Raw genomic sequence first — 22,406 nt, forward strand, 5'->3', positions numbered from 1 at the left:
CGTTGCCGACCGATCCTCCGGTCAAGCCGGAGGATGACGTGAGCGGGTGATGGGCGCACCGCGCCTGAAAGCGGGCATCCCCTTGACTCCAATCACTCCACGTCATCCCGGACAAGCCGCGAAGCGGCGCGATCCGGGATCCAATGGCGGATGAACAGAGTGGAGCGGTCGCGCGTGGCGCGCGATGCTTGCCGCAGTTCGCACCGGCAAAGCGTTTCGACAGGGGCAATGGGCCCCGGCTCAAGGCCGGGGTGACGCGGAGCATATGGGGCTGCTGCTGTGTTCGCCCACACTTGCCGTATCACGCTCAACGAACCCGAGGACCGCAAGCGCGGAACTCACGTGCTAGCGGGTGCCGTCGTTCAGGAGAGGGCGCCTTCCGGCGCAAGGCTGCGGACGCGGATTTCCTCGACCGGGCGGTTCGCCTCGGTGAGGCCACGTTCGCGCTGGGTCAGCCGCCAGTCCCCCGGGCTTCCCTCGATCTCGATCAGATTGTAGCGCGCTGCCGGGCGGCGTCCGCCGGGCGCGTTCGACGCGGACGGGACGCCGACGATCGGGACGGGACCGTCACGGCCCTCGGTCCATTCGAGGTGGTCGCGGTGGGTGTGGCCGTGCAGCACGAGTTCGGCACCGTGGTCGCGAATGACGTTGCGCAGCCGGCTGGCGCCGACCAGACGGCGATACCAGTCGGCCTTTTCGCGGAACGGCGGATGGTGGATCAGCACGATGCGGCACAGGCCTTCCCTGCGGCATTGCTCGAGCCGGACGGCGAGGTCGCGCGCCTGGGCGGCATCGAAATGGCCGGTGGCCATGAAGGGCGCGGTGGCGCGGGCGCTGGACAGCCCGATGATCGCGGCCGGACCACGGTGGCGCACATAGGGGAAATGCACGCCGGTTGAGACGGCGTTGTCGTCGCACATGAACGGAGCCCAGGCCTGCAGCGCGCGGCTGCCTGCGCCCGGCACATAGGCGTCGTGATTGCCGGGAACGACGGAGACGTCGGTGGCGGGGCCGAGGCTGTCGAGCCAGGCGCGCGCCGGACCGAGTTCGGCATCGAGCGCCAGATTGACGAGATCGCCGGTGACGGCGATGTGGTCGGGATGCTCGGCTTTGAGATCGGCGACGAGGCGGTCGAGATGGGCGCTGGTGTGGCTGGTGGCGCGGTTGCGGCGCCAGTTCAGATATCCGATCACCCGTTTGGAGGCGAGCTCCATGCGGGTCGGTTCGGGCAGCGGCCCGAGATGAGGATCGGAGAGGTGCGCCAGACGGAACATGCCTCTGACTTAGAGCATTTTGCGTTCAGTTTGAATCGCCAAAATGCTCTGTCGGTTTGTTTGGCCGCATCTTTGTCGACGCCGATTGTTCCAATTGGCTGCACGATGCAGTTTGCCTAGCCGCATCTTAGTCGACGCCAATTGTTCCAATTGGCTGCACGATGCTCCGGAGCATTTTGCGTTCAGTTTGAATCGCCAAAATGCTCTGTCGGTTTGTGCCGCCGTGGTTATGCCACCCGCTCAAACGAAAACCGGCGCGCCCGTCAGGGATCGCGCCGGTCGAATTGGTGGCGGCCGCTGCCGGCCGTGATCCCGACTCAGTTGGTCGGGAAGGTCATCAGCGTGGCGACAACGCGGCTGTCGCTGTAGTTGACGTCCGGGCGCCAGGCAAACTTCTTCGCGGAGCGCTTGCGGTTGAACCAGGTAAACATCGTTCCTCACTTCGCCCGGCGGGCGGTGTTCGTGACAAGAAAAACTGTGTCGGAGTTGTTGTTGACGCCCATATAGGCGTATCCGTTACTGGCGGTAAGGGGGGTTTGCGCAAGTCAGACCCCCGGGCAACGCATGGCCGCTTAATAGTGGGTAAATCGAACGGCCCGGGCGGCCATGTAATTAAGGATTGTGGCGAAATGTCGGGGCTTTTGTATCGATTGAAGCCGCTGGTCAAACGCTCGATCCATGTGGCGGCGCTGGTGGCGCGGCCGATGACGCTCGGGGTCCGTGCGCTGGTGGTCGACGAGCGCGAGCGGGTGCTTCTGGTACGGCATACCTATGTGCCGGGCTGGTATCTGCCGGGCGGCGGCGTCGACCCGGGCGAGGCGATGCCGGCGGCGGTCGCGCGCGAACTTGCCGAAGAGGCGGCGATCGTGGTCGAGGGCGTGCCGCGGCTGTTCTCGATCTACCACAACGCGCGTGCCTCGCGGCGCGATCATGTGGGGCTCTACATCTGCGAGACGTGGAGCCAGCCGACCCCGCCGGCCGTCCCCAACCGGGAAATCGCCGAACTCGGCTTCTTTGCATTGGGTGATCTGCCGGAAGAAACCACTGCGGCGACCCATCGCCGGCTGGCGGAAGTGTTCGACGGCGCGGTGCCCGATTCGGTCTGGTGAAACGCGGGCAAATCCGGCCAGACTTGCGCGATTGCCTGCCTGCCCCCATCTTTTACTGAGGTTTTCCGCAGCCCTGACGGGTGCGCGCCGTGTCGTCTCGGCGCCAAGATGCACCAAGGAGGACGCCGCAGATGCGCACGAATCCCGGTTCAGCTTCGATCGATCCCGAAATCCTCGGCCCCGAATTCGAGGAGGAGGCGACCGCCTCTGCCCGCGATAGCGAGAAGGTTCGCACGCGCTTCTGGCCGACGCTGAAGAAGGCGGCGCGGCAGATTCCGTTCATGGACGAGCTGGTCGCGGCCTATTTCTGCGCCATGGATCCGGCGACGCCGCGCCGGGTTCGGCTGACGCTGATGGGCGCGCTCGCCTATTTCGTGCTGCCCGTTGATGCGATCCCCGACTTTCTGCTCGGCGTTGGCTATACAGACGATGCGGGCGTGCTGATGGCCGCGATTGCAGCGGTCAGTGCGCATATCCGTCCGGCGCATCGCAATGCGGCGCGCGAGGCGCTTGCCGACAAGGGGCTGGATGACGGTGGAATCGACGACGGCGGCAAGTGACGTCTTGACCGGGGTTACGGCTTCACCAGAACCTTGCCCTTGACCCGGCGGCCGGCGATTTCCTCCAGCGCCTTCCCCGTTTCCTCTAGCGAATAGACGGCATGGATATGCGGCTTCAGCTCGCCGCTTGCGACCCAGCCGAGCAGGCGGCGGATATTGGCCTGATGGTCCTCGGGCGCGCGCACGATCGATTCGCCCCAGAACACGCCGCGGATGTCGCCGCCCTTCAAGAGCACCAGATTGAGCGGTATGCGCGGGATATCGCCGGCGGCGAAGCCGACGACGAGGAAACGGCCGCCATAGGCCATGGCGCGCAGCGCGGCTTCCGAATAATCGCCGCCGACCGGATCGTAGATGACGTCGACGCCTTCGCCGGTGAGGTCGCGCAGCGCCTGTTTCAGGTCCTCACTGGCGTAGTTGATGGTGTCGTCGGCGCCGAACTTGCGGCAGAAGGCGAGCTTGTCGTCGGATGAGGCGCAGGCAATTACGCGGGCGCCGAGCAGCTTGCCGATCTCGATCGCGGCCTGACCAACGCCGCCGGAGGCGCCGAGCACGGCAAGGGTTTCATCGGGCTGAAGCTCGGCACGGTCTTCCAGCGCGTGCAGCGTGGTTCCGTAGGTGACGATGATGCCGGCGGCCTCCTCGAAGGAGACGTTGTCGGGCAGCACGACGAGGTCTTCCTCGTTGGCGACGACCTTTTCGCGGCAGCAATTCCAGCGCAGATAGCCGACGACCCGGTCTCCGGGTTTCAGCTCTTCGACGCCTTCTGCCACGCTTTCGACGACGCCGGCCATTTCCGCGCCCGGCGAGAACGGCCGTTCCGGACGGAACTGGTAGCGGTCGACGATCAACAGGGTGTCGAAGAAGTTCAGCGCGGCAGCTTCGACGCGCACGATAACCTGACCGGGTTCGGCTACGGGATCGGCGATGTCCTCGACGACGAGCGAAGACGGCGGTCCGCTTTCGCGGCACAGAACGGCTTTCATCGGATAGGCCCCAATTCCTAAATGAATACCCCGGAGATTTCCCTAGCATGGCGATTGGCGGGCCAAAAGCCAAAGGGCCGAAAAGCCGCAGGTTTTGGCGGCGAATTGGACAAAAAGGCTCGTGGCCGCTATGCAAGCCGCCGAATTGCGTGAGGTGGCCGGCATCGATCCCTCGCGAATCACTGATGAGGAACTGCATGCGCGGCTATTTCGCCATCGGCGTCGAGGGCCTGTCGAAACCGATGAATCTCGGCAATCTGATCCGCACGGCGCACGCCTTCGGGGCGTCCTTCGTGTTCACGGTCGATGCCTACAGGAAGCTCGGTCGGCCCGGATCGGATACGGCGCGCAGTCCCTCGCACGTCCCCTACTACCCGTGGGCGTCGATCGACGACATGGTTCTGCCGAAGGGCTGCCAGCTCGTCGGCATCGAGTTACTCGACGACGCGGTCGAACTGCCGAGCTTCGCCCATCCTCTGCAGGCGGCCTATGTGCTGGGCTCGGAACGCGGCTCGCTGTCGCCGGAAATGCTGTCGCGCTGCGACCATGTGGTGAAGATCCCGACCGCGTTCTGCGTCAACGTCGCGACGGCCGGTGCCATCGTCATGTATGACCGCATCCGCGTGAAGGGGAAATTCGGCGAACGGCCGCTCGCCACCGGCGGTGTCGCCGAGGCGCCGGCGGAGCATGTTCACGGCGGACCGCGCTTCCGCACCGATGCGCCGTTGCCCAAGACCATCGAACGCTGATCACCGCCTTGTCCGGGCGGTGGAGGTCGGGCGGCGCGGCGCCAACTGCAGGAATGTCAAACTCTCGCCCCATTCCTAATGCCAGCCTCCGCTCGAGCATGGTTACGGGTCTCGAACGGAAAAACCTCGAAATTCCGGGCCTTTTTCAACGGTTTGGTAACCCTTTTTTGGGGTAAACTAGGCGAAATACACAGGACATATTGTCCGCATCCCACGTCACCCAAGCGAAGTGGTAATTCAATCATGCACGCACGCACGCTAGCCACGGCCGTCCTCGTCCTTGCCTGGACCGCAAGCGGCGCGTTGGCGCAGTCGCCGACCCTGATTTCGCAGCAGAAAGACTGGGCGGCCTATTCCTACGCCGGCAGCAAGGGCAAGGTCTGCTATGCCCTGTCGAAGCCGAAGAAGCTGGAACCGGGCGACCGTAACCACGGCGACGTTTTCTTCTTCATCAGCAATCGCCCGGGCGAGGGCGTCAACAACGAGCCGAGCCTGATCGTCGGCTATCCGTTCCGCGACGGCTCGAAGGTTGACGTCAATATCGACGGGAAAGCCTATTCCATGTTCACCAAGGGCGATGGCGCCTGGGTGGAAAACGCGGCGCAGGAAGCAAGCCTCGTGGCGGCCATGAAGGCCGGTTCCTCGATGACCGTCTCCGGCGTTTCGAGCCGCGGCACCAACACCAGCTACACCTTCTCGCTGTCGGGCATCACCGCGTCGGTGAACATCGTCGACAAGGAATGCAAATAGCGTTTCGGGCGTTTTTCGCGCGCTGAGCCGGCGGGGCTCGCAACAGCCTCCGCGTCGCGCTATATAGGCCCAACGTCATTGAGACGAGCGCATGGCGGTCCGCCGGCGCTCGTTTCGTATTTTCGGCAGGGCGCGCCGCCGTTTTGCGGGCGACGCCGGGGCCGGCAGAACAAGCGCAGCGAAACATGGTCGAGAGCACGTCCCTTTCTTCCCCGGCGGATGACGCCGGCACGCCCGACACTCCGGCCCCCGAAGTGGCGGCCGACGACACCGCCGTTGTCGTTCCCGGTCGCGGCGATTCCCTCGTCGGTCTCGACCGCGACGGGCTTGGCGAGGCGCTCCGCGCGATCGGCGTGCCCGACCGGCAGATCCGCATGCGCACGGCGCAGCTCTGGCACTGGCTCTATGTGCGCGGCGTCGACGATTTCGATGCGATGACGAACGTCTCCAAGGAGCTGCGCGGCAAGCTGGCCGAGGCCTATTCTATCGCCCGGCCGGAAATCGCGGCGGAACAGGTTTCCTCCGACGGCACGCGCAAATGGCTGTTGCGGCTGCCCTCGCTCGGCGCCGGGCGGCCGGTCGAGGTCGAGACGGTCTATATTCCCGAAGAGGGTCGCGGCACGCTGTGCGTTTCCAGCCAGGTCGGCTGCACGCTGACCTGCGCCTTCTGCCATACCGGCACGCAGAAGATGGTCCGCAATCTGACGGCGGGCGAGATCATCGCCCAGATCATGGTGGCGCGCGACCGGCTCGGCGACTTTCCCGAGCGAGAGACGCCGATGGGCGCTGTGGTGCCGAATGAAGGCCGCCTCGTCACCAATGTGGTGATGATGGGCATGGGCGAGCCGCTGTATAATTTCACCAACGTCAAGAAGGCGCTGCAGATCGCCGCCGATGGTGAGGGGCTTGGCCTGTCGCGGCGGCGGATCACGCTGTCGACCTCGGGCGTGGTGCCGATGATGGCGCGGGCCGGCGAGGAAATCGGCGTCATGCTGGCGGTGTCGCTGCACGCGGTGCGCGACGAGTTGCGCGACGTGCTGGTGCCGATCAACAAGAAGTATCCGATCAAGGAGCTGCTCGACGCCTGCCGCGCCTATCCGGGCCTGTCGAACGCTCGGCGAATCACGTTTGAATATGTGATGCTGAAGGGGATCAACGACTCGCCCGCCGATGCGCTCGAACTGGTGCGGCTGCTGAAGGGTATCCCGGCCAAGATCAACCTCATCCCGTTCAATCCCTGGCCGGGCTCGGCCTATGAGTGTTCGGACTGGGAGACGATCGAGACCTTCGCCGATATCGTCAACCGGGCCGGCTACGCCTCGCCGATCCGGACCCCGCGCGGGCGCGATATCCTGGCGGCCTGCGGCCAGCTCAAATCGGCGTCGGAACGGCTCAAGATCAGCGAGCGTATTGCGCTCGAAGCGATGGTCGCCGGCACCGGCGACTGAGATATTACGAAGAACCGCGGCGCGCGGTGTGTCCGCGCCGCCCGGGTGAGAAGGAACGATGGAGCGGATCTTCGCCCTTATCGGCCGGTTTTTCTGGGTCGCCATCGGCTTCATCGTCGCCAGCTACGCGGCCGGCGGCTTTCTTGCCATCACATCCGGCATCTGGCGCAATTTCATCGGTATCGATCCGTCGGTCTCGGGCTTCGAGGGTGCGCCGATCACCCAGTTCGAGATATTCCTCGTCATCGGCGTCACGGGCAGTCTGCTCGGGCGGGCGTTCTTCCTGCCGGCCATGGTGGCGATTGCGGTTTCCGAAGTGTTCCGGCTGCGCAGCGCGCTTGCCAGTCTGCTTGGTGGTGTGGCGGTTGCCTTCGTTGCCGGCTATCTCGGCGATGCCTTGCCCGAGCACGGCAATTTCCGACGCGGCTGGGAAATCCTGCTGGCGACGGGGGTCGTTGCCGGCGGGGTCTACTGGCTGATCGCGGGCCATCGTGCGGGCCGTTGGCAAGACGCCGGAAGGCGGAAAGAATTGCCGGCTAAAGAAGATTCTAAAGCGCCGGATGCGGCAAGCGAATAATACATTTTTTATTGATTTTATTATACTATTTTGCCGGCGTTCCTTTTTGCGTTAATGCCAGAGAAAAATCCAGCACCGCTTTGTGGTCCGGCCTGAACGCTGACTCGATCCACCAGTCCTCCGCCTCTTTCATAAGCCGGCTAATCTCTGGGCCGGGTGCAACGCCGGCGGCGATCAGATCGCGTCCGGCAAGCGGCAAGGCGGGGGCTGTCCAACGGTCGGGAAGCGAAAGCGCCGCACGCCACAACGCGTCATTGTCGCTGTCGGTCTCGCGGCTCCAGCCGATCAGGATCGCGCCACGATAGGTGCCCGGGTCGGTGCGGTACAACAGGACGCGGGCGGCGTGGTCGTCGGGTGCCGCGTCGCAAGGATGGACGGCGGCGGCGATGGCGGTCATGCGGTCGCGATCCTTGTTGGCAAGGCGCAGATGGGTGCTGATGGTTTTCGCGTCGTCGGCGCTCTCGACCCCGAGCGCGACGAAGGCGAGCGCGGGATCGATTGTCGTGCCGGCCTGCCTTGCGCAGGCCCGCAGGGCGACCAGACCCTCGGCTGAGACCGGTTTGCCGAACGCCAGTTCGGCGATGCCGCCCTCGACCATGATGCGGATCGTCTCGGCCGAGCCCGGCGCGACGACGAGGCGGCGCAGCTCATGGCCGATGCGTTCTGCGGACAGATGGGCGAGCCCGGCTTTTTCCTCGATGACCGCTGTCAGCCCGGCCTGATCGATCGAGCCGGTGCCATAGGTCGCGTGGAAACGGAAGAAGCGCAGAATGCGCAGGAAATCCTCGCGAATGCGCTGGTGCGGGTCGCCGATGAAGCGCACGCGGCGGGCGAGACAGTCGGCATAGCCGTCGACGGGATCGTAGAGTTTGCCGTGGCGGTCGACATAGAGCGCGTTCATGGTGAAGTCGCGGCGCCGGGCATCCGCCGTCCAGTCGCGGCCGAAGCGCACGGTCGCCTTGCGGCCGAAAGTGGCGACGTCCTCGCGCAGCGTCGTCACCTCGACCGGATGGTGCTCGGAGACCACCGTGATGGTGCCGTGGTCGATACCGGTCGGGACGGCCTTGAGGCCGGCGGCCTCGGCGCGCGCCATGACCACTTCGGGCAGCGCCGTGGTGGCGATGTCGATATCGGTGACGGGAACCTGCATGAGCGTGTTGCGGACCGCACCGCCGACGGCGCGGGCGTCGTCATCCTCGACGACCAGCGCTTCGAAGACGCGCTGCAGCGCCGGATCGTCGAGCCAATCCGGTGCGATGCGCGATCTGGGGTCCCCGTCGTCCATCACTGTTGTCACTGTTGCTTTCCGCCGAAGGGGCCGACCCGCCTCACAGATAGAGGCGCTCGTAGACCTGCCGCAGGATACCCGCGGTCACGCCCCAGATATAGCGATCCCCATAGGGCATTTCATAGAACATGCGCTCGGACCCCTTGAAAAAGCGTGTCGCCCGGCGGTGGTTGTCTGGCGACATCAGGAAGTGGAGCGGCACTTCGAAGACGTCGGCGACCTCGCCCTCATTGACGGTGAGCGAAAAGCCGGGTCGCACGATGGCGAGCACCGGGCTGATGCGGTAGCCGGAGTTGCTGAGATAGGTGTCGAGGGTGCCGATCGTGTCGATGAAATCGGCGGTCAGGCCGATTTCCTCGTCGGCCTCGCGCAGGGCGGCGGCTTCGGCGGATACATCGTCGGGGTCGATCTTGCCGCCGGGAAAGGCGACCTGGCCGGCATGCGAGGGAAGGTGGTCGGTGCGCTGGGTCAGCAGCACGGTGGCGCTGTCGCCGTGCGCAATGACGGGCACCAGCACCGCGGCGTCGATGAGTGCGCGGGCGCGGACCGCCGATGTCAGGTCCGGGTTGAGGATGTGGTCGCCGGCATCCGCGTCGCCGCGATGGGCGGCGAGCCAGCGTTGGGCACGGCTGCGAAAGGCGTCGGCGGAAAAATCGCTCATGTGGATAGCCGTTCCAGTTCGGCGGCCGGCAGGATCGGGAAGAACTCCCCGTTGCTCCATACGCCGAACCAGTTGGCGCCGTCGACATCGTGCTCGCTGCCATGCTCGACCAGTTCGTAGAGCAGCGGACGGGCAAAGAGGGCTTCGAGCCGTCCGCGCACCAGCACATAGGGTTTGACTCCGCCGGAGCCGTCCTCGACTGCGAAGCGCAGCGGATGGTCCGGTCCCGCCTCGACCACGTCGCCGACATTGGTGCGCAACGTCAGCACCTGATCGTGTCCCGCCCCGCTTGCGTTCAGTTCGACGGCGAGAAACGGTGCGTCGTCGACGGTGATGGCGATCTTCTCGACCGGCGTCACCAGATAGGTGATGCCGTCTGCATCCTTGCGCAAGACCGAGCCGAACAGCTCGACCAGCGGTTTGCGGCCAATCGGCGTGCCGAGATAGAACCATGTGCCGTCAGCAGCGATGCGCATGTCGATGGCGCCGCAATCGGGCGGGTTCCAGCGCTCGACCGGCGGCTTGCCGCGCCCCAGCCCACCGGCACGACGCACCAGCGCCTCGAGCGGGTTCTCGTCCGCCGTGTTCGTCGCTGTCGGCTTGTCGGCCAATATATACTCTCCTGACGATATCGCGGTTGGTCCGCGCGCCATCTTGTTGCCCCGGTTCGCCGCTGAAATCCAGCGCCCATAATCCCGCGCTTGGCGGGCGCGTTAAGGTGACCACGGGAATGTGAGCCCTATAGTGTTTTAGAGCGGGTGCACGCCGACCGCAAAATTGTCTAGTTTTGTTTCGACCGGCGGCTGAGGCCGCAGCATCGCGGCGGGCGAGCCATTACTCCCGCCGCCAACGAAAGGCCGCCGACATGACCACCCCGTCCTCGACCCTCGACAGCGCCGCGCGCGAGTCGGCCGATTCGGCGATCGTTGCCGAGGCCGAAGCCGCGGTGGCGCGGATCGGCGAAGCGCGCGATGCCATCGAAAGGGTGATCTTCGGCCAGCAGCGGATCGTCGAACAGGCGCTGATCACGGTGCTGTCGGGCGGCCACGGACTGCTGGTCGGTGTGCCGGGGCTTGCGAAGACCAAGCTGGTCGAGACCATGGCCACAGTGCTCGGGCTCGACGAGCGGCGGGTGCAGTTCACGCCGGATCTGATGCCGGCCGATATTCTCGGCTCCGAAGTGCTAGATCAGGCGGCCGATGGCAGCCGCTCGTTCCGCTTCCTCAAGGGTCCGGTCTTCACCCAGCTTCTGATGGCCGATGAAATCAACCGCGCCAGCCCGCGCACGCAGTCCGCGCTGTTGCAGGCGATGCAGGAATATCACGTTACGGTCGCCGGTCAGCGCCACGACCTGCCGCAGCCTTTCCATGTGCTGGCGACGCAGAACCCGCTCGAGCAGGAAGGCACCTATCCGCTGCCGGAAGCCCAGCTCGACCGCTTCCTGATGCAGATCGACGTCGACTATCCGGATCGCGAGGCAGAGCGGCGCATCCTCATCGACACGACCGGTGTCGAGGCGGCGCGCGCGAAGAAGGTGCTCGATGCGGCCGAGCTGATGCGCTTCCAGACGTTGGTGCGGCGTTTGCCGGTCGGCGACAGTGTGGTCGAGGCGATCCTCGATCTGGTGCGTTCGGCGCGGCCGGACGAGAGTTCCGCGCCCGAAGCCGATACCCATCTGATCGCCTGGGGACCGGGGCCGCGCGCCAGCCAGGCGCTGATGCTGACGGTGCGTGCACGGGCGCTGATCTCGGGTCGGCTCGCGCCTTCCGTCGACGACGTCCTCGCGCTTGCCGAGCCGGTGCTGAAACACCGCATGGCGCTGACCTTTGCCGCGCGGGCCGACGGCCATGCCATCGGCGATGTGATCGGTCGGCTCGTTGGCCGGCTCGGTTGACAGGGAGAGGCACGCTGAAACCGCCCTTTGTGCGTTCATTGACCGATGCCGAAGAGCCGGGGTCGTCGCTGTCGCCGCAACTGATGCGCGACGGGCGGGAGCTTGCCGCGACGTTGCCCGATCTTCTGATCGAGGCGCGGCGGGTGGCGCTGACGGTGGCTGCCGGCTGGCACGGGCGGCGGCAGAGCGGGCCGGGCGAGACCTTCTGGCAGTACCGGCCTTTCATCACCGGCGAATCGATTGCCGGGATCGACTGGCGGCGCTCGGCGCGCGACGATCATCTCTATATCCGCGAGCAGGAATGGGAATCGGCGCACACCGTGTGGCTGTGGCCGGATCTCAGCCCGTCGATGGCGTTCCGCTCCTCGCTGTCGAATGTGACCAAGCGAGACCGTGCTCTGGTGCTGACGCTGGCGCTTGCCGATTTGCTTTCACGCGGCGGCGAGCGCGTCGGCATGCCGGGAGTTCTGCGCCCGGCGGCCAATCGCGACGCGGCCGAGCGGCTCGGTGCCGCGTTGATGCATGTGCGCCCCGACGGGGCGCTGCCGGGCGATACTCCGCTCGGGCGGTTTTCCGACATCGTCGTCTTTGCCGATCTGCTCGATCCGCTCGACGAGATCGAGGCCTTCGTGCGCCACGCGGCGGATGCCGGAACGCGCGGGCATCTGATCCAGATTCTCGATCCGGTCGAGGAGACCTTCCCGTTCACCGGCCGTAGCGAGTTCCGCGATCCAGAGAGCGGTCTGCGCGTTCTCGCCGGTCGTGCCGAGGAATGGCGCGCCGCCTATGGCGAGCGCCTCAAGGCCCGGCGCGAGGCGCTGCAGCGGCTCGTTGGGCGGATCGGCTGGAGCATGATCCTGCATCACACCGACCGACCGGCGGCGGAGCCGCTGTTGTCGCTGCACCGGCGGCTGACCGATGGCGGCAACGATGCGGCGGCACGGGCGTCCGGCAACGGCGGGGGACGGCGATGAGCGGACTGCTGCCGATCGGTTTCCTAACCCCCTGGATGCTCGGGGCGCTCATCCTGCTGCCGGTGATCTGGTGGCTGCTGCGGCTGACCCCGCCACGGCCGCGCGAGGTTCCATTCCCGCCGACGCGACTGTTGGCCGAGATCGCCCGTCATGAGGAAACCCCGGCGCACAGCCCGTGGTGGCTGACGGCGCTGCGTCTGGCAGCGGCGGCCGCCATTATTCTGGCGCTTGCCGGGCCGTTGTGGCGGCCCGTCGCGGGCGGCGGCACGGCGGGTCCGGGTCCGCTCGTCCTCATTCTCGACAACAGCTGGGCGGCGGCGCGCGACTGGGCCGTCCGGATCATGACCGGAGAACGTCTGCTCGATGCCGCCGAACGCGACGGGCGGCCGGTGGTTCTTGTCGCCAGTGCCGACGGCATCGATCAGCCGCTTGCCGCCACTTCGGCGGAGGAAGCGCGCGAGCGGCTTGCCGCCTTGCTGCCGCGGCCGCGCCCGGCGCTCCGGGCGCCGCTCATGTCCGCCCTCGCCGACCAGCAGGTGGACAGTTCACCCGGCATGATCGTGTGGGCCGGGGACGGCATCGATCACGGCGATGGCGCACAGGCGGCAGAGACGCTGAAAACCCTGGCCGGCGAGGCGCCGCTGACGCTCATTCAGCCGGACGGCGCGTTGCCGCGGGCGCTTGGGCGTGCCGACAACGCGTCCGACGCACTGACCGTGACGGTGCTGCGGGCCGACGCGGCGCGCGGCGGGTCCGGCGTCGTCGAGGCGCGCGACCTGAAGGGCTTCGTGCTCGGCACCGCATTGTTCTCCTTTGCCGCCGGCAAGACCGAGGCGCAGGCGCGCTTTTCCATGCCGATCGAGCTGCGCAATGACATCGTGCGGCTTGATATCGTCGACGAGAATACGGCGGGCGCGGTGCGGCTGATCGATGATCGCTGGCGCCGGCGCACCGTCGGGCTTGTTGGGGGAACCGCGCGGCAGGAGGCACAGCCGCTGCTGTCGCCGCTGCATTATCTGAGCGAGTCGCTCGGACCCTTCGCCGATCTGCGACAGGCGAAGGCGGCAGTCTCGGCGGATGCGATCGGCGAACTGATCGATCAGCGGGTGTCGGTGCTGGTGCTGTCCGATATCGGTGCGCTGGGTGATCCGATTGCCGGCCGGCTCGCGTCCTTTGTCGATGGCGGCGGTGTGCTCATCCGTTTCGCCGGGCCACATCTTGCCGCCGGCAGTGATGATCTCATTCCGGTGCGACTTCGCTCCGGCGGTCGGGTGCTTGGCGGCAGTCTGACATGGGAAGAGCCGCAGCCGCTCGCGGCCTTTTCGCGCGGGGGCCCCTTCGCCGACCTCGCCGTGCCGACGGATGTAGCCGTGACGCGCCAGGTGCTGGCCGAGCCGGGGCCGGATCTCGACGAGATGACCTGGGCAAGCCTTGCCGATGGCACGCCCCTGGTGACGGCGGCGCGGCGTGGGCGCGGCTGGCTGGTGCTGTGCCATGTCACCGCCGATACGACCTGGTCGAACCTGCCGCTGTCGGGGGTGTTCGTCGAGATGCTGCGCCGGACGGTTGCCTTGTCGGCGGGCAGTGTCGCGGAAGCACCTGCGTCCGATGTGGCGAGTGAGGCGGCAGCCAGCGGCGCGGCCGGTCCGTCGCCGAAGACCGCGGCCGTGCTTGCGCCTTTGCGCGCGCTCGACGGCTACGGGCGGCTCGGGACGCCGCCGGCGGACGCAGAGCCTATCGCGGCGGGAGATTTCGGCCGCATCACCGTCGATGCCCGTCATCCGCCGGGATTCTATGGCGTTGCCGACGGGTTTCGCGCGCTCAATCTGATGCCCGACGACGCGGTGATCACACGTCTCGATCCGGCGTTGCTCGGTGAGGCCGTTGTTGTCGAGGCGTATAGCCGCGAGGGACCGTTTTCCCTTGCGCCCTACCTGTTCGCGGCCGCGCTCACACTCGTGTTCCTCGATGTGCTGGCGGTTCTGGCGCTCGGCGGCGGGCTCTCGACGCTGTTCCGGCGTACGGCGGCGGGTGTGCTTGTCTCGCTCGTCGCGCTCGGGGTGGTGGCGGGCGATGCGCGCGCGCAAAGCGCCGACACCGCGGCGGCGATCGACTTCTCCGCCACGCTGACGCCGCGTCTCGCCTATGTGTTGACCGGCAATCCCGATCTCGACCGGATCAGCGAACGTGGCCTTGCCGGGCTCAGCCGGGAAATCGCGCAACGCACCGCGTTGGAGCCGGGCGCGCCGATCGGCATCGACATCGCGAGCGATGAGCTGGCCTTCTATTCGCTGATCTACTGGCCGATCGATGCCGCGGTCGATGCGCCGTCATCGCGCTCCATGGGGCGGATCGAGGCCTTCATGAAGGGCGGCGGGACGGTGCTGTTCGACACACGGGATCAGCTTGCGGGGCCGGTCGGCGGCGGAATGGGCGGCGTTTCCGGCGGTGTCAGCCCGGAGACGCTGAAGCTGCGCGCGATCCTCGCCGATCTCGACGTGCCGTCGCTGGAGCCCGTGCCGCTCGATCACGTCCTGACCAAGGCGTTCTATTTGCTGCAGGAGTTTCCAGGCCGCTACAGCGGCAGTCCGCTCTGGGTCGAGGCAATGCCGGCCATCGATGATGCGGCAACCGCCGGACGGCCGGTGCGGGCGGGTGACGGGGTGTCGCCGATCCTGATCACCGGTAATGACTTCGCCGCCGCCTGGGCGGTTGGCGAGGACGGGCGCTACCTCTATCCGACGGTGCCGCCGGAAGACTATCAGCGCGAACGGGCGCTCCGCGTCGGCATCAACATCGTGATGTACGCCATGACCGGCAACTACAAGGCCGATCAGGTGCATATCCCGGTGCTGCTGCATCGGCTGGGGCAATAAGATGGATTGGACACTCATCTTTTCGCCGATGTTGCCAGTGCCGGTGCTGATCGGCTTCGGCGTGATCGCCTTTCTGCTGTTCGCGGGGCTTTTGATCACGCGTACGCGCGGCGTCGCCGTTCGGGCTCTGGCGCTGGCGCTTCTTGTGCTGGCGCTGTTCAATCCCTCGCTCGAGCGGGAAAAGCGCGAACCGCTGACCAGCGTCCTGCCGGTTATCGTCGATCGTAGCGAAAGCCAGCGGCTCGATATCCGTGCCGGCCAGAGCGATGCGTTGCGCGACGCGGTGAGCGCGGCGGTTGCCGGGCTGAAGGATGTCGAGCTGCGCCTCGTCGAGACACGCCGCGAGGGCGATGCCGGTTTTGATGGCACCGCGCTGTTCGGCCCGCTTGCCGAAGCGCTTGCCGACGTGCCGCCGAACCGGGTCGCCGGCGCGATCCTGATCACCGACGGGCAGGTCGACGACGTGCCACCGACGCTCGACCGGCTCGGCTTCGACGCGCCGCTGCACGCGCTCGTCACCGGGCGCCCGGGCGAGGCGGACCGGCGGGTGGTGATCGAAAAGGCGCCGCGCTTCGGCCTCGTCGGCTCGCAGCAGACGATCCGGCTGCGCTTTGCCGAAGAGGGCGCGGGCGGCACGGATGCGGCCGCGACGGCGCGGGTGACGGTGCGCCAGGACGGCAACGAGGTCGGCAGCGCGGCGCTGCATCGCGGCGAGAGCGCCGATGTCAGCCTGACCATCCCGCATGCCGGCAAGAACATTCTCGAATTCGAGATCGAGACGCTCGACGGCGAGTTGACGACGCTCAACAACCGCGCCGTCGTCGCGATCGAGGGAATCCGGGAGAATCTGCGCGTGCTGCTCGTCTCGGGCGAACCGCATGCGGGCGAACGCACCTGGCGCAACCTTTTGAAGTCCGACGCCTCCGTCGACCTGGTGCATTTCACCATTTTGCGGCCGCCGGAAAAGCAGGACAGCACGCCGATCAGCGAGCTGTCGCTGATTGCCTTTCCCACGCGCGAGCTGTTTTCGGAAAAGATCGACGAGTTCGATCTCATCATCTTCGACCGCTATCAGCGGCGCGGGGTTCTGCCGACGCCCTATTTCGATAACATGGCGCGCTTTGTGCGCGACGGTGGTGCGATCCTGATGGCGGCGGGTCCGGAATTCGCGGGACCCGGCACGCTCGACCGCACCGCGCTCGGGCTCGTCATGCCGGCCTCGCCGACCGGGCGAATCATCGAGGAGCCGTACAAGCCGGCAATCAGCGAAAACGGTGCGCGCCATCCGGTGACGCGGGAGCTGGCAAGCGCGTCGGGTACGGACCCGGAGTGGAGCCGCTGGTTCCGTCTCATCGAGGCCGAGGACGCGCGCGAGAAGCCGGTGATGACGGGAGCTGATGGCAAGCCGCTGCTGTTTCTCCATCGCGTCGGCGAGGGGCGGGTCGCGCTCCTGCTGTCCGATCACGTCTGGCTGTGGGCGCGCGGCTTCGAGGGCGGCGGACCGCACGGGCCTCTGCTGCGCCGTCTCGCCCATTGGCTGATGAAGGAGCCGGATCTCGAGGAAGAAGCGTTGCGGCTGACCGCGAAGGGCCGGCACCTCACGGTCGAACGCCAGACGCTGGCGGAGGAGACCCGTCCGGTGACGCTGACCGGGCCGCTTGGAGACGAGCGGACCATCACGCTTGCAGAAGGCGCACCTGGCCTGTGGCGTGCCGAGGTAGCGGCGGCCGATATCGGTCTCTACACGGCGCGCGACGGGGCGTTGACGGCCCTTGCTTCGGTCGGCCCGACGGATCCGCAGGAATTTGCCAATGTGGTCTCGACGCCGGAGCGGTTGCGGGCGCTTACGGAGGCAAGCGGCGGCAGCGCGCGCCGGGTTGCCGGTGCCGACGGGGTCGCGGTGGCCCCGCGCATTCTGGCGATGAAGGGTAACGGCCCCTATGCGGGCCGGGGCTGGATCGGCATCCGCACCGGTGCGGCGAGCACCGTTACCGGCATCGACCGGTTGCCGTTGCTTGCCGGGCTGATCGGGCTGGCGTTGCTGCTCGGCGCGCTCAGCCTTGCCTGGTACCGCGAGGGGCGCTGACGCGTTCTCCCAAAAGGCTTTTTGTCAGCGCACCGACCGGGCCATGCCGCGCGCGGCGATCGATGCGCCGCCTTTCAGCTCGGCGAGCAGCAACCGCTTCGGGTCGACCGGGCCGGGCAGCATGACGGTGCCGGGCGCGACCGGCTTGAAGCCGAAGACGCCATAATAGGGTTCGTCGCCAACCAGCAGGACGAGGCCGTGGCCGGCCTCGGCGGCGGCCGACATGACGGTACGCATCAGCGCCCGGCCGATGCCGATATGCTTGACCGTTGGACTGACGGTGAGCGGCCCGAGCAGCAACGCGGGCGCCTCTCCGATCAGGATCGGCGTCAGCCAGACCGAGCCGACGATGTCGTCATCGATTGTGGCGGAAAAGCTTAAGGCGCGGTCGTGCGGCACGCCCTCGCGCAGGCGGAACGCGGTCCGCGCGAAGCGGCCGGGCCCGAAGGCTTCGTCATGAAGGGCGTCGACGGCGGCATCATCCGAGGGCAGCTCGGGCCGGATGGTGAAAACAATATCGGACATGAAGAGAATCCCGCGAAGGAATTTAGGGTCCCGTCATCCGGACCCGGCGGGATGGCGCACTTGCGGCGGCAGTCAACGACCGGTGGGGCGACGGCATACGAAGAGGCGCGACGAAAATTCGTCACGGATCTCAATTCGTCGTCGCTGACGGCTGACCTGCCACATGGGGCGGATGTCCTCGTGCCATTGCCGGTGGGGCGCTCCCGAGATGCGGAAACGTCCGATGGAAGCTGGCGCAATACCACGCGAAAAAGCGGACGTCCAGCGTTTCCGCCCTGCGGTGAATTGCCGTTCTTTTCGCGAAAAGGGTCAGGCGGGACGGCGGCCGGCGCGGGCAATGGTGATCATGGCGTCGGCAAGCACGGCTTCTTCGAGGTCGCGATAGAGCCGGGTCTTGTGGATCGCCTCGCTCAGCACGGTCATGGCGCGTTCCAGCCGCATGGTATTCCAGCGCTGCAGGGCGCGGCTGATCAGCGGCTTGCGGCGGAAGTAGATCGGTGGGCGGGCGCGGTTCATGACGGCGTCGGCGGCAGCACCCGCTTCGATCTCGGCGCGCATGCGATGCAGCATGTGGAGGTGGCGGAGCGCGTTGGTGCCGATGCCGGAAACCGACTGGCCAGCTGCGGTCAGCCGGTCGAGGCCACGCACGACAGTGTCGATCTCGCCGAGGAACATGGCGTCGATCACCTCGCTGGCGGCAAGCGCGGAGGCGTCGCCGACCGAGACCTCGACGTCGGCCAGTGTGATACGGCCGCTGTCGCGGGCATAGAGGCAGAGCTTGGCGACTTCGCTGCGCGAGGCGAGCCGGTCGCCGCCGATGAGCGCGTGCAGGGCCTGGCTGGCATCGGAATCGATGGCGAGGCCGACCGCGGCGGTTTCGTCATCGATCAGCCGGTTGAGGTCGCCCGCCTCGTCGGGATAACAGGCGATCGCCACCGCGCCGCGGTTTTCCTCGAAGCGGCGACGCAGCGCGACGCCCTTTTTCAGGTCGCCCGCCTCGACCAGAATGAGGGTGTTTTCCGGCGGTTCGTGCATCAGTGGGGTGATCATGCCGGCGAGATCGCCACGCCCGCCGGCGCGCACCCAGACGGTGCGGCGGTCGCCGAACAGCGCGATCTGCAGCGCCTCGTCGGCGAGCCGGTTCGAGTCGGCATCGATTTCGGAACTGTCGAGGCGGATCAGGGCGAAGGGGTCGCTGGAGCCCTTGGTCGCCGCGTTGGCGATGGCCTTGCAGCGTTCCGAGACGAGACCGACATCGGGGCCGTAGACCAGAACGAAGCCGACGCTCGGGTCGGGCTCCTTCAGGAATCGGTCGAGAGCGGGTCCCTTCAGAACGGCCATCGAAACTCACATATTGTGCGTCGTCCGTCGCCTCGCGGGATCCGTTTCGCAGCCGAATCGGAGGCGAAACGATCCTTGTCCGCCAGTCGCTTACTGCTCGGCGAAGTAGGACGCGATGCGGGTGCGGATATCGTCGGCGATGACACGGGCGGCGCGGTCCTCGGCGTCGCGCTCGGCGCGCACATTGGCGAAGCGCTGGGTCGAGAAGTCGTAGGACGCGTTGGCGAAACTCTTGCCGGTCAACAGCGTCTTGCCGCTGGCGGCATCGAGCAGCACGAAATTGGCCGACAGGCGCATCAGATAGGCAGCCGGTACGTCGGAGAACTTTTCGACGCCGAGATCGGCTTCGAGCTTGGTCAGGAAGAGTCGCAGGCGATAGCGCGGCGCGGCCGCCTCACCACCGCCGGTAAAGGCGAAGATCAGCTCGTTGCGGACCACCTGCTCGACGCGGTCGTCGGCGGCCTCGATGTCGATGGCGCGCAACTCGTCCATCGCCGTGCCGCCGCCCGGCAGCGTGCCGTACATCGGCCGCACATTGCAGCCGCCGAGCGTAAGCCCGGCAATCAGCAGGCTGCCAAGCAGCGCCGAGCTGATCACGGATCGTCTTGTAGGCGGTCGGCGGTCAGCCATCGGTTCAAGCCACAATGTTCACGATACGGTTCGGAACGACAATGATGCGCTTCGGCGCGGCGCCCTGCAAGACCCTCTGCACGCCTTCGAGCGCGAGAACGGCTTCCTTGACCGCGTCTTCGTCGGCGCCCTTTGCAATGACGAGGTCGTCGCGCTTCTTGCCATTGATCTGCACCGGCAGGGTGATCGTGTCCTCGACGAGAAGCGTTGCCTCGACTTCAGGCCAGGCGCGGGTTGCGATGAGGCCGTCGCCGCCGAGCGCGGTCCAGCACTCCTCGGCAAGGTGCGGCGTCATCGGCGCCATCATCTGCACCGTCGTTTCGAAAGCTTCGCGCAATGCCCAGAAGAGGCCAGCATCGCCAGCCTTGGCAGCATCGCCGACGGCCTTCGACAGGGTATTCGAGAGTTCGTAGATGCGGGCGACAGCCCGGTTGAAGGCGAGCTGCTCGATGTCGCTTTCGACGGCGGCGAGCGCCTTGTGGGTCGCCTTGCGCAGTGCTGTTGCCGCCTCCGACAGGGCGTCGGGGACGGCCGCACCATGCGCCGGCAGCGACGGCACGGTCTCGGCGATCATGCGCCAGACGCGCTGGATAAAGCGGTGTGCGCCTTCCGCGCCGGCGTCGGTCCACTGGATGTCGCGGTCCGGCGGCGTGTCGGACAGCATGAACCAGCGCGCGGTGTCGGCGCCGAAGGTGTCGATGATGTCGGTCGGGTCGACGGTGTTCTTCTTCGACTTCGACATCTTTTCGATCGGGCCGATCTCGACCGGCTCGCCGGTTTCCTCAAGCACCGCCTTGCGGCCCTCGGCACTGTCGACGAAGCGGATCTCGGCCGGGGTGATCCAGTCGCCACCCGCCGACTTGTAGGTCTCGTGGGTGACCATGCACTGCGTGAACAGGCCGGCGAACGGCTCCTTCAGGTCGAGATGCCCGGTCGCCTGCATGGCGCGGGTGAAGAAGCGCGAATAGAGCAGGTGCAGGATCGCGTGCTCGATGCCGCCGATATACTGGTCGACCGGTAGCCAGGCGTCGGCCGCCTTCGGATCGGTCGGATCGGTGTTCTTCGGGTCGGTGAAGCGGACGTAGTACCACGAGGAATCGACGAAGGTGTCCATCGTGTCGGTTTCGCGCCGCGCCTTGCCGCCGCATTTCGGGCAGGTGACGTCTTTCCAGGTCGGGTGCCGCTCAAGCGGGTTGCCCGGCTTGTCGAAAGTGATGTCGTCGGGCAGCTTAACCGGCAAATCTTCCTTCGGAACCGGGACGATGTCGCATTTCTCGCAGTGAATGACCGGGATCGGACAACCCCAGTAGCGCTGGCGGGAAATACCCCAGTCGCGGAGGCGGAAATTGACCTGGCGCTCGCCCTGCGGGGCGCCGTGCACGGTGGTGCCTTCAAGCCGCGTGGCGACCGCATCCTTGGCGGCGGCGACATTGAGGCCGTCGAGGAAATCGGAGTTGAACAGCGCGCCGTCTTCCAGCACCGCCTCGTCGCCGATCGTAAAGGTTGCCGCGTCGGCGCCGGTCGGCAGCACCACGGGGGTGACGTCGAGGCCGTATTTGCGGGCGAAGTCGAGGTCGCGCTGGTCATGCGCCGGGCAGCCGAAGATGGCGCCGGTGCCGTAATCCATCAGGATGAAGTTGGCGATGTAGACCGGCAGGGTCTTGCCTTCGACGAACGGGTGCTTGACGCGCACGCCGGTGTCGAAGCCCTTCTTCTCCGCCGTTTCGATGGCCACCACGCTGGTGCCGAGGCGACGGCATTCGTCGCAGAAGGCGGCGAGATCGGCGTTGTTTTCGGCCAGCGCCTTGGAGACCGGGTGGTCGGCGGCAAGTGCCATGAAGCTGGCGCCGAACAGCGTGTCCGGGCGGGTGGTGAAGATCTCCAGCGTTGGATCGTCTGTGGGAGCGGCGCCGTCATATTCGAAGCGCACGCGCAGGCCTTCCGAGCGGCCGATCCAGTTCGCCTGCATCAGGCGCACCTTGTCGGGCCAGCGGGTGAGGCCCTCGAGCGAATTCAGCAGGTCTTCGGAGAAAGCGGTGATCTTGAAGAACCACTGGGTCAGCTCGCGCTGTTCCACGGTGGCGCCGGAGCGCCAGCCCTTGCCGTCGATGACCTGCTCGTTGGCGAGCACGGTCTGGTCGACGGGGTCCCAGTTCACCTTCGATTTCTTGCGGTAGGCGAGGCCGGCCTTCAGCATGTCGGTGAAGAGCATCTGCTGACGGTGATAATAGTCGACGTCGCAGGTGGCGAATTCGCGGTCCCAGTCGAGCGACAGGCCCATGGATTTGAGCTGGGCGCGCATCGCGGCGATGTTGGCGTAGGTCCATTCCTTGGGGTGGACCTTATTCTGCATGGCGGCGTTTTCGGCCGGCATGCCGAAGGCGTCCCAGCCCATCGGATGCAGCACGTTGAAGCCCTTGGCGCGCTTGAAGCGGGCGACCACATCGCCCATCGCGTAGTTGCGCACATGGCCCATATGGATGCGCCCGGACGGATAGGGGAACATCTCGAGGACGTAGTATTTCGGGCGCGGATCGCCGTTGTCGGTGTGGAAGACCCTGGCTTCGTTCCAGGTCTTCTGCCACTTCGGTTCCGCCTCGCGGGCGTTGTATCGCTCGGCTGCCATTCGCCTCGACCGTCTCTCTTGATGTGATCGGAGCCTTTTCCCGTGATTGTCA

General features: G+C 66.4%; 19 protein-coding genes. 10 read left to right on the top strand and 9 right to left on the bottom strand.

What is annotated here, in order from left to right:
* Positions 1 to 362 precede the first annotated feature (362 nt).
* Entirely contained in the window at positions 363 to 1,274 is a 912-nt protein-coding gene (locus tag C0606_08795) for a metallophosphatase (protein ID PLX38299.1), read from the bottom strand.
* 629 nt (positions 1,275 to 1,903) lie between these two features.
* Between C0606_08795 and C0606_08800 the strand changes: the two genes are divergently transcribed.
* Positions 1,904 to 2,383 carry a DNA mismatch repair protein MutT gene (locus C0606_08800; protein ID PLX38300.1) on the top strand — a complete coding sequence of 160 codons (480 nt, stop codon included), beginning with the start codon at positions 1,904 to 1,906 and terminating at the stop codon, positions 2,381 to 2,383.
* A gap of 131 nt (positions 2,384 to 2,514) precedes the next feature.
* Complete coding sequence (locus C0606_08805; GenBank protein ID PLX38301.1) at positions 2,515 to 2,943, top strand: hypothetical protein; 429 nt, start codon at positions 2,515 to 2,517, stop codon at positions 2,941 to 2,943.
* Between the two features lie 14 nt (positions 2,944 to 2,957).
* On the opposite strand, the gene C0606_08810 is transcribed toward C0606_08805, so the two are convergent.
* The gene (locus C0606_08810) at positions 2,958 to 3,929 is read right to left on the bottom strand and encodes an NADPH:quinone oxidoreductase (GenBank protein PLX38302.1); all 972 of its coding nucleotides are present in this window, start codon (positions 3,927 to 3,929) and stop codon (positions 2,958 to 2,960) included.
* 197 nt (positions 3,930 to 4,126) lie between these two features.
* Between C0606_08810 and C0606_08815 the strand changes: the two genes are divergently transcribed.
* The 4 genes from C0606_08815 to C0606_08830 all read left to right on the top strand — a co-directional run bounded on the left by C0606_08815 (position 4,127) and on the right by C0606_08830 (position 7,453).
* Positions 4,127 to 4,678 carry an RNA methyltransferase gene (locus tag C0606_08815; protein PLX38303.1) on the top strand — a complete coding sequence of 184 codons (552 nt, stop codon included), beginning with the start codon at positions 4,127 to 4,129 and terminating at the stop codon, positions 4,676 to 4,678.
* Between the two features lie 243 nt (positions 4,679 to 4,921).
* The gene (locus C0606_08820) at positions 4,922 to 5,428 is read left to right on the top strand and encodes a hypothetical protein (protein ID PLX38304.1); all 507 of its coding nucleotides are present in this window, start codon (positions 4,922 to 4,924) and stop codon (positions 5,426 to 5,428) included.
* Between the two features lie 185 nt (positions 5,429 to 5,613).
* Positions 5,614 to 6,876, top strand: coding sequence for a 23S rRNA (adenine(2503)-C(2))-methyltransferase RlmN (gene rlmN, locus C0606_08825; GenBank protein PLX38305.1), 1,263 nt, complete (start codon positions 5,614 to 5,616; stop codon positions 6,874 to 6,876).
* A 58-nt stretch (positions 6,877 to 6,934) separates the two neighbouring features.
* A complete protein-coding gene (locus tag C0606_08830) occupies positions 6,935 to 7,453 on the top strand; it encodes a hypothetical protein (GenBank protein PLX38306.1) in 519 nt (172 codons plus the stop codon).
* 25 nt (positions 7,454 to 7,478) lie between these two features.
* Here the strand turns inward: C0606_08830 and C0606_08835 are convergent, their stop codons facing one another.
* The 3 genes from C0606_08835 to C0606_08845 are packed head-to-tail and all read right to left on the bottom strand — an operon-like array spanning position 7,479 to position 10,055.
* Positions 7,479 to 8,738, bottom strand: a complete 1,260-nt coding sequence (locus C0606_08835; protein PLX38307.1) for a CCA tRNA nucleotidyltransferase — start codon at positions 8,736 to 8,738, stop codon at positions 7,479 to 7,481.
* Positions 8,739 to 8,781: 43 nt separating this feature from the next.
* Positions 8,782 to 9,402 (bottom strand): CoA pyrophosphatase, encoded by a 621-nt coding sequence (locus C0606_08840; GenBank protein ID PLX38308.1) that lies wholly within the window; start codon positions 9,400 to 9,402, stop codon positions 8,782 to 8,784.
* The gene (locus C0606_08845) at positions 9,399 to 10,055 is read right to left on the bottom strand and encodes a DUF1285 domain-containing protein (protein ID PLX38309.1); all 657 of its coding nucleotides are present in this window, start codon (positions 10,053 to 10,055) and stop codon (positions 9,399 to 9,401) included. Before C0606_08845 ends, C0606_08840 begins: the two co-directional genes overlap by 4 nt.
* Before the next feature lie 212 nt (positions 10,056 to 10,267).
* Here C0606_08845 and C0606_08850 point away from each other — a divergent pair, with 212 nt between their 5' ends.
* From C0606_08850 to C0606_08865, 4 genes are all read left to right on the top strand, one after another.
* Positions 10,268 to 11,296 carry an AAA family ATPase gene (locus tag C0606_08850; protein ID PLX38310.1) on the top strand — a complete coding sequence of 343 codons (1,029 nt, stop codon included), beginning with the start codon at positions 10,268 to 10,270 and terminating at the stop codon, positions 11,294 to 11,296.
* A gap of 83 nt (positions 11,297 to 11,379) precedes the next feature.
* Positions 11,380 to 12,270 (top strand): DUF58 domain-containing protein, encoded by an 891-nt coding sequence (locus C0606_08855; GenBank protein ID PLX38766.1) that lies wholly within the window; start codon positions 11,380 to 11,382, stop codon positions 12,268 to 12,270.
* A complete protein-coding gene (locus C0606_08860) occupies positions 12,267 to 15,146 on the top strand; it encodes an RNA-binding protein (protein ID PLX38311.1) in 2,880 nt (959 codons plus the stop codon). The genes C0606_08855 and C0606_08860 overlap by 4 nt, the downstream gene beginning before the upstream one ends.
* A gap of 1 nt (position 15,147) precedes the next feature.
* Positions 15,148 to 17,232: a hypothetical protein gene (locus tag C0606_08865; protein PLX38312.1), complete on the top strand. Its 2,085-nt coding sequence runs from the start codon at positions 15,148 to 15,150 to the stop codon at positions 17,230 to 17,232.
* A 24-nt stretch (positions 17,233 to 17,256) separates the two neighbouring features.
* Here the strand turns inward: C0606_08865 and C0606_08870 are convergent, their stop codons facing one another.
* The 4 genes from C0606_08870 to C0606_08885 form a co-directional block, all read right to left on the bottom strand.
* Entirely contained in the window at positions 17,257 to 17,757 is a 501-nt protein-coding gene (locus tag C0606_08870; protein PLX38313.1) for a GNAT family N-acetyltransferase, read from the bottom strand.
* A gap of 309 nt (positions 17,758 to 18,066) precedes the next feature.
* The gene (locus C0606_08875) at positions 18,067 to 19,098 is read right to left on the bottom strand and encodes a DNA polymerase III subunit delta (protein ID PLX38314.1); all 1,032 of its coding nucleotides are present in this window, start codon (positions 19,096 to 19,098) and stop codon (positions 18,067 to 18,069) included.
* Between the two features lie 90 nt (positions 19,099 to 19,188).
* Complete coding sequence (locus tag C0606_08880) at positions 19,189 to 19,728, bottom strand: hypothetical protein (GenBank protein ID PLX38315.1); 540 nt, start codon at positions 19,726 to 19,728, stop codon at positions 19,189 to 19,191.
* Positions 19,729 to 19,732: 4 nt separating this feature from the next.
* Complete coding sequence (locus C0606_08885; GenBank protein PLX38316.1) at positions 19,733 to 22,354, bottom strand: leucine--tRNA ligase; 2,622 nt, start codon at positions 22,352 to 22,354, stop codon at positions 19,733 to 19,735.
* Positions 22,355 to 22,406 lie beyond the last annotated feature (52 nt).

The organism is Hyphomicrobiales bacterium, assembly GCA_002869065.1.
Taxonomy (GTDB): domain Bacteria; phylum Pseudomonadota; class Alphaproteobacteria; order Rhizobiales; family Rhodobiaceae; genus Rhodobium.